This window comes from Shewanella japonica (genome assembly GCF_002075795.1).
GTDB lineage: Bacteria > Pseudomonadota > Gammaproteobacteria > Enterobacterales > Shewanellaceae > Shewanella > Shewanella japonica.
Map to the genome: position 1 here is coordinate 2,610,829 of NZ_CP020472.1, position 13,099 is coordinate 2,623,927.

Consider the following 13,099-nt stretch of genomic DNA (forward strand, 5'->3'; position numbering starts at 1 on the left):
ATTGTTCCAGACAAAAGTAACTGAAACTAAGCAGAATAAAATAATAAGTATGCTTCTTATCATTTTTTTAACTCAATTATATTATCAAAACTTTCTAAGCTGACTTTATTGTGCGACGAAATGACTACAGTCCTTTTTGAACTTAACACTTTATTTATAATTTCCTCGCTATCCTTGCTATTTAAATTACTAGTTGGCTCGTCAAGTAATAAAATCGGCTTGTTAGATATCATAGCTCTAATCAATAAAAGCTTTTGCTTTTCTCCACTTGAAAAAGGATTGTTTGATTCACTTACTTTTGTATGTAATCCGTCTGGTAATGAAGTTACAATTGCATCTAAATCGAAAAAATCAATCCAATAATTAACTAATTCTTTAGGTATAAACTCCATAAATAATGTTAAGTTATCAATTAAAGAACCATCAATAAGCCTTTGGTTGTTACAGTGATAATAAGAAATACTACGTAGCATACTTGAAGTGCAAATTTCACTATCGACAAAAGCATTTCCACTGTCTATTTCATATTCACCACTTAGTATTTTAAGTAACGTTGTCTTGCCAGCCCCACTTACGCCAGTCAACAACAAACTATCATTAGCTTTAATCGAAAAATCGGGGAAAGACATGTTGTTAATATCAGTACTAGATTGAGTTTTAGTTGATTTAAAATGATTAAACATTAGGCCAGATAAACTAATCCTGTTAAAACTAAAATTAACAATCTGTCGCTCATCTTTTTTATATTCAATGAAATCAGCTGCTTTTTGTTCAGTAATAGTAAATAGAGATGACTCTACATACAAAGACACTAGACTAGTTAATGAGTCTGAAGCTACCCCTTTAATAAAAACAAATGAAAACGCAAATGATAGCGGCATTCCTTCTGATTTTACAAAATAAAACATTAACATAAGCACAATAATACTTTCTAAGGACGCTAAAACACTCTTTATAGAAGAGAAACCGAAACTGACAAAAAATCGTTGGCGGTCGACCTCTAAAGTACTTTTAACCATAATTTTAAATTTAGAAATAATTTGGTTATCAGCATTCATTGATTTTATGTCAGAAATAGATTGTGAACAATCTAACAAGAATCTTTCTTTTTTCTCTTCACGTTCAAAGTCTAAATTATGAAATTCTTCTTCTCTAGATTTTTCTAAAAAACTAACAAATATTATCAATAGAGTAAAAACTAAAAATATTAGTGCTGCCAGCCAGTTAATATATAACAAGACTAAATTTGTAAAAGTGGCTATTACAGTCGAAACTAAAATTTCATTATAGAAGATTGACTTCCTTACCTTGACTGAAACATAACTATGTAAACGATTTATAAAATCAGTAGGATGCCGTTTAGAAAAAAAAGACAACTTATTACTTAAAAGTAATTTTAAATTAAAAGAATATTGGTCATATTCAGTTTTTTGAGATATCTGTATTGTTCGTTTACCTAAATAAAAACTTGACACTAGGGATACAATGGCAAACAACAATATATAACATACTGTATCCCAGGATATTTCATTATTAGTTAGGAATGTGTCTTTCTGTATTATACCAAAATAAGGAATTGCGAATACCGAAAGGGAAGAAAAAAGAGAAAGAAAAATGATGAAAAAATCAAGTTTCTTAAAGTCAAAAAAAACTTTTTCTTTTTTAGGCTTTTCTACAGAGCCTACTTTTTCATCTTCAACTAATAGTAGAGCATAACCAGACATTAGCGGCAAAAGCTGACGAATATCAAGCACTTGCTTACCTAACGCAGGATTTAATATCTCAACACAATTATTATTAACTTTAGTTAAAATAACAAAGTGCCCCTGGTTAAGGTGCAATATAGCAGGAACAGAAATATGCCTTATATCATCGACACTAAACTCTACAGCTTTTAATTTTATCCCGATATTATCAGAAACCTTAATAAGATCTAATAAACTAACCCCAAAAACACTAGGTTGAATATAGTTTCTCAGCTCACTCAAAGAAACATACTTGTTAACATGGATGGATAGCATAGAAAGACAAGCTAGCCCGCATTCGGCAGGCTCACCTTGATAAACAATACTGGTCATTACTTACCCGTTATAATAAAAAAAAGAACTAAAATGCCAAAACATCCATTGATTACTAACCTTCGAAATTAGTACCTTCTCGACAGTCTTTGGTATTTCTCTATCAACATCTTGAGCTTCAATGTATGGAAGTGTTTCTAGCTTTAACATCCCCAATCTGATGTGGACATAGTATGGTAATATAACTGCATTTAAAGATTCAGGTAGTTTGAATGGTCCTCGATGCATCAAAGCAACTTTGTTAAACATACTAACTTTCATAAATTTATTACCCTTTAAATATTGAGCAGTATATTCAGGTATGGCATCGAGAAAGACTAAGCATTCCCCAGCCCCCCTTTTAAAGGACCTCATCATAGAAACTATTTCTTTTTTACTTGCACTCTCATTTCCTAGGACGTTTATAAGGTACAGATTATCTATGACATTATCATCATAAGGACAGCCTGAACGGTTCCAGTTTTTTTTCCACCCATTATTTCCGACATTTGATAAACACCATAAACGTTTATCTGTTGAATGAGCAGCGATTAAGCAGGCGAATTCATCAGAAAATATATGCATAGGCATCAAAATAACTTTACTCCCAGTTTTTTCAGATACATTTTTTATTGCAGATTCCAAAACAGAACCGCAATTTGCGATCTGATTTTTTAAAGATTTGTTATTCTTAGCATAATGAGACAAGTATTTTATTTTAATTTTTTCATAATCAATAATTGAATCAAAAAATGATTGTCTTAATTCATCTGAAAGCACTTCCCTTCTATTATTACGTGAAACCCTTCGCATGACCGAGTTAAACCCTAAAAGGCTATTTACAATACAAATTAAATAAGATAACAACAAAAATAAAAAAGAAGTAATAGAGTTACGCATTAATAAAGACATGATATAATTAATTAATGCGATACTCTTTACTTTACCATGTAAAAATAATGATAAAAATTTAAAGTACATATAAACCTTAAAATTACCCCTCGCAAAAACTCAATCAACCAGTCTTGAAGCAAGGAGTAATAACAAGTAAAAGTTAAACAAAAATTAGAAGTAAATTACATCTACCTGTGGCCCCGCCCCCTTACCATTAGCGCCTACGCTGCTACCCCAAACTCTAGCACCATTTGGGCTACCACCATTTGCACCAAACTTATTTAATGCCCACTGTCGACATTGAGAACCACCCATTGAATTTACTTGATTTTTCTTGAAAGTACCCGGCAATGTTGTACTTCCAAGTCCATTTGAACTACCATCATTTAGTTTAGCAATACAAGTAACCTTGTACTTTTTACCACCAAGAACCGACTCCAGCTCTTTACCATTCATTTCCCTAAACATAATTTAAACCTCTTTTTTAAAATTGTTAAAAATCTAGTTGATTAACATTCAAATAAAATATTCAAATAAAATATTCAAATAAAATATTCAAATAAAATATTCAAATAAAATATTCAAATAAAATATTCAAATAAAATATTCAAATAAAATATTCAAATAAAATAATTAAATAAACAACAGGTATAATATTAACCGATAAAGAAGCGCTACTAAATAGCACAAAGACAATACAAAATTAGCAAAATGCTAAGCCATCAATTATCCATAGCGGGCTAAATTAAAATAATAACTGCAATACTCTTAATAGAGGCATAAAAGAAGCCAACCGCCAAAAGTGGTAAGCTTTATCTCTCCAAAAAAAAGAGTATCACAATGAGTTATTAGCAGTTGACCGAGGAAGAAATACCAGATTTAAGCCCTTTGGAGCAAGGAATTCCAGTTGCAGAGATTGCGCGTACAGTAAAATGTCACCGCTCAACCATTTATCGAGAATTAAAACGGTCTGGTAAAACTAAGTGTTACTGCCTTGATGAAGCACATCTAAGAAGACTTCATTTAAGGCAATCCTCACGTAAATACCGCATACCTAGGAAACAAGTTGAATTTATTGAGTGCTTGGTAGGAAAAGACTGGAGCCCTGAGCAGATTGCTAATGTCTTAACAGCAATCGGGCAACCCGTTAGCCATGAGTGGATTTAATGCTTAACGTTCAAGCAACCATCAGTCATTTTTAATCAAATGATGATGGCAGATTGATTTTTCAAGTATCGCACTTGAGAGTTGAATTCGGGCCGTATAAAAATAATGATAAAAATTTAAAGTACATATAAACCTTAAAATTACCCCTCGCAATAACTCAATCAACCAATCTTGAAGCAATGAGTAAGGAGCAAGAACAATTAAAAGTTAAACAAAAATTAGAAATAAATTACATCAACCGTTGGCCCCCGCCCCTTACCATTAGCACCGCGGCTGTGACCCCAAATTTTAGCACCACTTTGACTACCACCAGCTGGACCGAAATGGTTTAATGCCCACTGTTTACATTTAGGGCCACCCATAGAATTTACTTGATTCCTCTTGAAAACATCCGGCAATGTTTCACTTCCAAGTTCTATACCACGAATCAGTTTAGCAGTACATGTAACCTTGTACTTTTTACCACCAAGAACCGACTCCAACTCTTTACCATTTATTTCCCTAAACATAATTAAATCCTCTTTTTTAAAAATAGATAAAGCTCTGGTTGATTAACATTCAAATAAAACACTAAAAGTAATTGAATAAACAACAGATATATTATTAACCGATAAAGAAGCGCAAATGAATAGCACAATGACAATACAAAAATAAGAAAATGCCAATCCGCCAATTATCTATAGAGGCGCTACTATTGAAGTGAAACACATATCCTGTGCAGGGGCTGATCATATTTGATCGCTTTATAGACCTATTATTTAAAAACAATGAGATATAAATAACTTGATTGATCCAACCAGTATGATCAAATAGGTTTCTTTTTCTTTGCCTTTTGACCGATTATGCTAAAACACCTTGATAACATAACCGATTGCCGTTCCTATATAAATCAACAACATGATGTTATTGACATCTGTTTCCTTGTACTAAGTGCCGTCATCTCTAGTGCTCAAAGCTGGTCTGCTTACCATGAATTCGGCACGTTGAAATTGGAATGGTTACGAAAATGCCGCCCGATTACCAATGGTATTCCCAGCCAGCTAGGCATTGGTCGCATCTTTAGGGAAGTAATCCTTGCTAGGCGCCTTGTTGAGTTGGGGCAACGAGCATCGGCCTAGCACTGGTCTATCATCTATAGGGATTGATGGCAAAGTGTTTAAAGCTGCGAAACATCAGCTTCAAGTGCTGCATTACATGTGGTAATGGCATGTGATAAAAGCTCTGGTTTAGTATTTAGAGTTAAATCAGGTGCGAGCAAAAAGAGTGAACTCAAACTCGTTCAAGTATTGCTTACGTGTCTTGATTTGAAATCGGAATTACTGACATTTGATGCATTGGGCTTTTAATCACAAATACCTGATTATAAAGTAAAAGAAGGTGGGGATTGTATTTTACAAATCAAAGGTAACCAGCCCATACTTAGGTAACATTACCTAACCAGACTTCGTTAGGTGCAGTGACAGCGAATTGTCGACCTAAGTGTTTAGGGATTTCAATATGTTCTACTGCCGCTTTTCGGTATTTGTGTTTAGGTACCTGACAGCTAACTATACCCAACTCTTTCATCAACTTAGTGGCACGATAACGGCTTAGCGAGACACCTTGCTGGGTAACCATATCTGCAATCGTTCTAGTACCTGCCGACCCATTACTTGCAGTGTGTACTTAGCTGACTAGGCTGCGAAGCTTGACCTTATCTGCGTTAATGGTTGTTGGTCTCTTTCTGCAATATTTGTCACTACTACGATGAATACTGAACACTTCACATAATGTATTTATGCTGTAGCTCTGCCTGAGTTTTCTCAATTATTAAGAATTGTTCAGTGAGTCCGACATCAACAGAGCTGCGGCTTTTTTTAATATTTCGTTGTTCTGCTGGGGGCTAGCAAGTTTCTTTTTATCTCTCGAAGTTCAATTTATTCTGCTGATATAGGTGATGCTTTAGGTTGCTTAACTTATCGCTCTTTTCTTAATTGTCGAACCCATTTATCCATGGTTGATTAACCTATACTCATGGCTTGAGCAGCTTCAACGATTGAGTCATTTTGATTTAGCACTAATTGAGCAGATTCAAGTTTAAATTCTGCGCTAAAAAGTCTTCTTGTACGTTTTTTCATAGCGTCACCTATTATCTTATGAAGTGATGAAATTACCTCTAACTAGGTGGCCAAATTAACTATGCCACTACAGTTGCCACCCTTTGAGTTCAGGGATAAGTTTATCTGTCACGCTGTTAATCGTACCGCCTGAGACGTTTATACTATACATATCCTCAACGTGTTTAATGATATCTCGCTAGCTCATATCCATACTCAACATTGAGAGGGTTTTAGGTCTATATCATCTGTTAGTATTGTTTGCCTCTTCTTTATGCGCTGTGGCTCGACAGTAACATTTCTATCTCTGTGAGTATCAAGCTCAAAGCTTCCTTAATGCTGTTTGATTGTCTTGGATGTTTTACCGTACTTGACCGTACTTGCAAGTGGGGTGAGACTCACTTTCTATGTGATGCTCTAACTCGGCTGTCAGAGCGGCTTCGGTGAATTGCTTGATAAGCCGGGCCAAGTACACTGTCTTTGCCCGTCAGGCTTTTTCCTGCTTGGAGCGCTATAAGCGCTTGGTCAACATCAAATGGTTGAGTAATGTGTCATTCCTGTTTTGGATATTCTACTGAAATGACACACAATGATGAACACAACAATATATGTTTTAACCAGTGATTATTTAACAATGGCATCAATTGTAATAGTAACCTTGCCTTGATAACTTGTTCCTGAATGATCCTTATATACCCTTTCACTTTCACCTGCTAACGTCGACATTTTAATCTCACCACGACCACGATAATCTATGCCGGAGCTACTTTTATTTGCTAACACAACTAAATCATGATTCGGTTTAAATTTAATATCTTGAGTTTGGCCAGAGTCCGTAATATGTGTTTGAGGGAGATCAATGACTATATCAAAAGGCAACAAATCACCGCTATCAGATTTGGTAGCACAACTATCTGCTGAGCTATATTCACATGTTAAAGACCAGGTATTGTTTGAATTCGACTCATATTGAAAATCAGCTTCCGCTTCCAAAATTTCAGGATATTGGCCCGTCATAAGATAACTACTTTTCGCATCATCTAATTTAATGAATTTATCTGTGGTGAATGTTGTCACAACCGGCATAGTTGCTTCTACTTGTATCGTTATAATTGGATTAGTAACCGTTGCAGGAAACGCCCCACCAGCATTAATGCTTAGATCACAGGCATTTAGTGTCCCGCATACTGTATAAGTTTCAGGTTCAAGTAAGGTATAAACACCAGCTTTCACTCTCTCTATAGGTTCCTCTGTAATATCAAGAGTCAACAAGAAATACGACAAAGATGACATAAGTTCCTCAGACAATTTAGATTCTCCAAAATTTACCGCTGCTGAATAATCAACAATGCACTCTACCCTCTCCTTAGAGACTCCTCCTATAGGGTACCAATACCTTTGGGTTCTAGTTTGGCTAGTTCCGTCCCAGCCTTCTGTCCCAAAAGTATTGGTGCAATTAGTTCCAATCATTTTATAAGGTAAAAGAAAATAATTAGGGAAAAAGAGTCTAGATATATATAATTCCGCGTTTATAATATCACTATTCTGATTCACAAGTTGGACTTTACGATGCACCGCATCTTTGCTAATAACAAATCTAGGCCAACCTTGATCAGTATCCGAATCGAAATAGTCAGTGACAACATCCCCTTTATTTATCGGCCCTTGTAAAATTTTAGCATTAACACTGACGAATGATTCAACACTGTCTGTCGTGTCTAAATTAAGTGTAATTAGTTTTGACGTTGCATTTGCTTGACTGAAAAAGCAAAAAAAGCTGAATACTACAATTGGTACTGAATTTATCATTTTTTTCATATATATCTCAATACTAAACAATCAACCACATAAAAGACTAAAAAAGTTAATAAAGTTTGAATTCCAATAATTGAAACGATTACAGTTCCCATTTTTTACTCTTCTCTCCTTCATTGATTCTTAATTTCACCACTTCACCTGCAAATTTATAAACACTACCAGGGCGTAACAAGAATCGACCTTCTGACTTGCATACCTCCCCTTTGCAGGACTTTAGTTGGTCAATAATAACCATTGAATTTCCGCTATTAGTAACAACCACTTCTTTACCCTTTCTTTCTACATTGGTGTCATATTGCTTTTTAATTGGGTCAATATAAAATATGGTCCCCATTGCCATTTTAATTGTGACTCCGGTCGCTACAACAGCACTGTCTATTTCTTCTTGAGTAAAGCCCAGTTCAATTTTCGGTGAGATTGGCGTAAAACGTACTCTGTATATTTTCAGTTTGTCACTTGGTTTAGAAATAACTCTAAAAGGTACCGTACTCAGTGGAGGTATCACGATACGACTCGGACTGATGACTAAATCTGTAGGATCTGATAGTGCAATTTCATCAAACTTTGCGGTCTCTTTATTAAAATGTAGTTCAGAAACGCTGACTTTTACAAAATCACTTTCGGTTTCAGAGATGTTAGTAATATTTTCCAATTGGATATTACTTTTGGGGTTAAAATACATATCTCTGAGCTTCAATGTTGCATGACTAGGCCAAGCAACAAATGCTAGCAGTAACACAAAAATAATCCTGCACTGACTCGGTTTTATTGAACTCATAATAAAAGGTCTCCAATATAAATTATATTTGCATCACTTGCTTGATTGACGTCAACTAGCACTTCTTGGCCATTAAAAGATATCGATGGATATTTTGCACTTACCTGCAAGATAAACACCCCATCATCACCACTGTATGTGTCTGACACATGGTTTTCAATATGAACACCACTTTTTGCAGTGTTATTATCCATTAATCGCCCAATAACAGTTACGCTATTCTCAATATCTAGATCGATTGATGCTACCTCATCGATACCTACTGTAACTGTCGCCCTATCTTTTGATAATTTGTAGTCTTTTTTATGGATAAAATTAAGCTTAGTCTCTGTAAAGCTCTGCACTGAAACAAAATTATTACCTTCTTTAAGAGGCTGCATATAACCGTCAACCATTATGTAAAGGTCCCCGTCATCAACTTCACTCTCAACATCAATAATAACTCCTGACGAGTGTTTATTTTTAGCCATCACAAGGTTTTGTCCATCAGTATACAAAGAACTCGTTAAATTGCCTCCTACGCTAGTCTGATTATCACTTCCACCACCTTGATGTTCCGCAAATATACTGCCTTTCATATACTTGTGATCTATATACGTACTCCCTCCGAATCTATACATATTGTTTTCATCAAGCTCGGCTGACAAGTTATAATTATTGAAGAAACCACCTTGTAAATTTTTCTGATAACCGGCACCCATAGCGCGTATATTTTTACCATCATCATTTCTTGCTGAAAAATCTAAACTGATGTTATCGTCAGATTCACCAAAGTTCATGTTAAAGCTTACGTAATAAACAGTATCATTTTTATCTAAATAGCTACTATGATTAGCACCGAAAGTAACCGACGGATTAAAGCCACCAATTTCAAATCTATTTTGATAAGTTATCCCTGATGATATACCTATCGAGTCACCCTCTGTGAAATTCTGGTTGTAATTAATGCCTAAGTTACTATCTTTATTTAAACGATAAACTAATGATGCTGTGAGTTGCTGTTCTTTTTCTTCTTTTCCTTTATATAAATAACCCATTGATGTAGAAATCGGGCCTTCATTATATGTCACTCGAAAGTTTTGATTAAAATAATCATCATATGTACTATCAGAATAAAACGATAAATTTTCAAAACGAGAGTCTAAGTTTAATGACAACGCTAAATCTTTATCACCTTCATAAATGGTTTTAACACCTGCGTTTAGTAAATTAAAAAAGTTCTTATTGACATAAAAGCTAGCATATATGTTGTCATCACCGCAGTAAATTGTATCGCAAAAACTGTCATTCACCGGAACACCGAAAGATGCTCCATAGCTAAAATCCTGTTGATTAGCATTATTATATACGAATTTATCCAGTGTATACTCGGTTCCTGACTTCTCCTTTACTTTAATTGTCACATTATAATTTCCCTTCGGATAGTTTTGTACCGAAAGGCGCTGAATACCTTTATTTAAATATTGCGAATCAATTAACCTTCCGCTGTAATAGACCTCAACATTACTACTATCATTTAGGATTAACACTAAATCGTTATCCTGTGAATAGGCCTGCTCTGTATTACTCAAATCAGATTGGTTTGAGAAAAATGCCCCTACAAAGCTCCTGGTTCCATTAAATAAAACACTCTGAGCACCCTGCTCTGCATCGCTTGTTCTAATTAAGCCTAAATCAAGCTGATTCATATCAAATGATTTACGATAATATAATGAATCCAATTTTACGTCGAAACTAGAATCTGAATCATAAAAACTATTAGCTTGTATAGAGCCAAACACTCTATGACCGCCAAGATTAAACATAGCATCAGAATAAATTGATGCATTACTATCTGAAAAAGATGCAAAGCTGTCTAATCTTGCAGATATCGATTCTTTATTAAAAATATTACTTTCGACTTTTGTATGTTCAACATAGGATAACTCTAAGGTCATCTTTTCTAATGAAAAGTTAACAGCGTCAAAAATACCACAAGTATCCTTTTTTTACCATCACAATCGATATAATTTATGCCTAATTTTAAGCTATCTTCCACAGCTATAGGTATATCACCTTTATAAATTTCTTTTAATAATACGCTACCGTCTTGTGATACTTTAAAAAGGCCTAAACTCGATAATTCATTATTTACTAATACCTTTATAACCATTGGCATTTCAAATAATTCATCATAAAATTGTTTAACACTCTGTTTAGATTTTAACATAGAGGGACTTTGCTTTTGCCCTTTATCTTTTACATTACTTGTTTGAAAACCTATAGCCTCTGCTACTTGTGGTTTTATTGTTGCTTTGGTTTTGTCAACAATTTGAATACGGGGTTCTGATTCAGCTTTTATTTCAGTAATTGGTTGCTCAGCTTTTTCATATTTAGAAACCGTTTCCCTTTGAAATACTGTTTGATCTTCCACTGAAAGCGCAGTTTTTATAGTTGTTTCTGCTTGTTTAGCTTCTTGAAGTTTTAGTGTTGTTTCTGTATTTACTCCTATTTTACTTTGAGCTTGAACTGTCACATTAGTGCCCCCAGTATTTTTTTTAAATACAATACTTTCAACAGTTGGCTCAGCGCTTTCAATTTTATTTATGCTAGGTGCCTTATTGATGCTAAAATCCAATAAATAATTATGTTTATTTTCAAATGAATATATTGAAAAGCCCATTACAGAAATTAAGGCTAAAGTTATTACCCTGTTCACATATACACCTTCATTTAATTACACCTAAAAAATTAAAACTTGCTCAATCATCACCATTAAATAAATCAAGATTCAAATTAAACATTCCGCATAATGAATATATCAAGATTGAGATAGTGAGCTTTGCAACAATAATTTTTAATAGGAAAGAGAAACAACTTTATAAACAACAGTAATTCATGAGTTGCTTTATTAATTTAATAAATACATTTTTACTCGGCGAATTTATCACATAGATAAATCTAATAAAGATTTATCTATATGACTCTTCTCATTCAGGTTTAAAAACTATTACACTTCTGGCACTACTGCTTCAAAACTTAATGATACCGTTGAAGTAAATGAACCAGTTTGACCAGCAGTAGGCTCGGCTGGAGTAAGTGTTAATACCTGTGAGCCTTCCTCATTATCTGACCCGCCGACAATTTCAACAGGGTTAGCCTGAGTAATAGCCTTACCATCAATATCAACCACCATGGCAATCTTTTCAGCACCGCCATCCCAAAGTGACGCATCTTCATTCAGTTCTGCAGTGATACCATTCAGTGCATTACCCTTTTTATACGAAAACGTATACGATAAAGGTTCAAGCTTTGAATTAAGAAGATTATATTCCATTTCTTGTACCCCACTAATTGGCGAAGCGGGTCTATAATGAAAATCAGCTGCAGGAATTTCTGCAGAAACTTCAATCTCTGTTGTTTCTGCTGCCATTACACCTGAAGATAAAAAGATATTCATAACGCCAAAACTGGCAACCGCAACTAATTTATTAACACTTAACACTTTCATATTTACTCACCTTATATAAATCACAAAAAAAACAACCGAATTCAACAATAGATTATTTAACCCATAGCCAAATTATATAATTTAATTACATGCAAACTTAATAGCACACAAAGAATAGACAAAAACCAAAATGCTAACTTTAAATAATTTTCACCCCACTAATTTATAAATTATTCACCACTCATCAGCACTGAACAAACAATTTATGGCACTACTGCTTCAAAGCTTAATGATACCGTTGAAGTAAAAGAACCAGTTTGCCCAGTAGTTGGCTCAGCAGGAGTAAGTGTTAATACCTGTGAGCCTTCCTCATTATCTGATCCGCCGACAATTTCAACAGGGTTAGCCTGAGTAATGGTCTTACCATCAATATCAACCACCATGACAATCTTTTCAGCACCGCCATCCCAAAGTGACGCATCTTCATTCAGTTCTGCAGTGATACTATTCAGTGCATTACCCTTTTTATATGAAAACGTATACGATAAAGGTTCAAGCGTTGAATTAAGAAGATTATATTCCATTTCTTGTACCCCACTAATTGGCGAAGCGGGTCTATAATGAAAATCAGCTGCAGGAATTTCTGCAGAAACTTCAATCTCTGTTGTTTCTGCTGCCATTACACCTGAAGATAAAAAGATATTCATAACGCCAAAACTGGCAACCGCAACTAATTTATTAACACTTAACACTTTCATATTTACTCACCTTATATAAATCACAAAAAAAACAACCGAATTCAACAATAGGTTATTTAACCCATAGCCAAATTATATAATTTAATTACATGCAAACTTAA

At 34.4% G+C, this 13,099-nt stretch carries 11 protein-coding genes and 3 pseudogenes; 2 read left to right on the forward strand and 12 right to left on the reverse strand.

All coding sequences use genetic code 11. The features are described 5' to 3' along the window. Positions 1–59 precede the first annotated feature (59 nt). The 3 genes from SJ2017_RS11075 to SJ2017_RS11085 all read right to left on the reverse strand — a co-directional run bounded on the left by SJ2017_RS11075 (position 60) and on the right by SJ2017_RS11085 (position 3,419). Positions 60–2,078, reverse strand: coding sequence for a cysteine peptidase family C39 domain-containing protein (locus tag SJ2017_RS11075; protein ID WP_080915796.1), 2,019 nt, complete (start codon positions 2,076–2,078; stop codon positions 60–62). A gap of 3 nt (positions 2,079–2,081) precedes the next feature. Next, a complete protein-coding gene (locus SJ2017_RS11080) occupies positions 2,082–3,038 on the reverse strand; it encodes a hypothetical protein (RefSeq protein WP_156003238.1) in 957 nt (318 codons plus the stop codon). 84 nt (positions 3,039–3,122) lie between these two features. Then, positions 3,123–3,419 carry a hypothetical protein gene (locus SJ2017_RS11085; RefSeq protein ID WP_080915798.1) on the reverse strand — a complete coding sequence of 99 codons (297 nt, stop codon included), beginning with the start codon at positions 3,417–3,419 and terminating at the stop codon, positions 3,123–3,125. 387 nt (positions 3,420–3,806) lie between these two features. Between SJ2017_RS11085 and SJ2017_RS11090 the strand changes: the two genes are divergently transcribed. Beyond that, on the forward strand, positions 3,807–4,118 hold the full coding sequence (locus SJ2017_RS11090) for a helix-turn-helix domain-containing protein (RefSeq protein ID WP_080915799.1): 312 nt from the start codon (positions 3,807–3,809) through the stop codon (positions 4,116–4,118). Positions 4,119–4,336: 218 nt separating this feature from the next. Here SJ2017_RS11090 and SJ2017_RS11095 read toward each other — a convergent pair whose 3' ends face one another. Beyond that, on the reverse strand, positions 4,337–4,627 hold the full coding sequence (locus SJ2017_RS11095; protein WP_080915800.1) for a hypothetical protein: 291 nt from the start codon (positions 4,625–4,627) through the stop codon (positions 4,337–4,339). A 333-nt stretch (positions 4,628–4,960) separates the two neighbouring features. Here SJ2017_RS11095 and SJ2017_RS11100 point away from each other — a divergent pair. After that, positions 4,961–5,539 (forward strand): annotated as a pseudogene (locus tag SJ2017_RS11100) (ISAs1 family transposase); the annotation flags it as partial. A gap of 1 nt (position 5,540) precedes the next feature. On the opposite strand, the pseudogene SJ2017_RS21455 reads toward SJ2017_RS11100, so the two are convergent. From SJ2017_RS21455 to SJ2017_RS11145, 8 genes and pseudogenes are all read right to left on the reverse strand, one after another. Beyond that, positions 5,541–6,235: pseudogene (locus tag SJ2017_RS21455) on the reverse strand (transposase); the annotation flags it as partial. Positions 6,236–6,308: 73 nt separating this feature from the next. Continuing rightward, positions 6,309–6,762: pseudogene (locus SJ2017_RS21710) on the reverse strand (transposase); the annotation flags it as partial. 76 nt (positions 6,763–6,838) lie between these two features. Next, positions 6,839–8,032: a hypothetical protein gene (locus tag SJ2017_RS11120; RefSeq protein ID WP_080915802.1), complete on the reverse strand. Its 1,194-nt coding sequence runs from the start codon at positions 8,030–8,032 to the stop codon at positions 6,839–6,841. Positions 8,033–8,111: 79 nt separating this feature from the next. Further along, positions 8,112–8,810, reverse strand: coding sequence for a fimbrial biogenesis chaperone (locus tag SJ2017_RS11125; protein WP_080915803.1), 699 nt, complete (start codon positions 8,808–8,810; stop codon positions 8,112–8,114). After that, complete coding sequence (locus SJ2017_RS11130; RefSeq protein ID WP_080915804.1) at positions 8,807–10,747, reverse strand: TcfC E-set like domain-containing protein; 1,941 nt, start codon at positions 10,745–10,747, stop codon at positions 8,807–8,809. The genes SJ2017_RS11125 and SJ2017_RS11130 overlap by 4 nt, the downstream gene beginning before the upstream one ends. Before the next feature lie 5 nt (positions 10,748–10,752). Continuing rightward, a complete protein-coding gene (locus SJ2017_RS11135; RefSeq protein WP_080915805.1) occupies positions 10,753–11,508 on the reverse strand; it encodes a hypothetical protein in 756 nt (251 codons plus the stop codon). A 291-nt stretch (positions 11,509–11,799) separates the two neighbouring features. Continuing rightward, positions 11,800–12,300 carry a CS1 type fimbrial major subunit gene (locus SJ2017_RS11140; RefSeq protein WP_080915806.1) on the reverse strand — a complete coding sequence of 167 codons (501 nt, stop codon included), beginning with the start codon at positions 12,298–12,300 and terminating at the stop codon, positions 11,800–11,802. A 203-nt stretch (positions 12,301–12,503) separates the two neighbouring features. Further along, positions 12,504–12,998, reverse strand: coding sequence for a CS1 type fimbrial major subunit (locus SJ2017_RS11145; protein WP_080915807.1), 495 nt, complete (start codon positions 12,996–12,998; stop codon positions 12,504–12,506). Between the last annotated feature and the right edge of the window lie 101 nt (positions 12,999–13,099).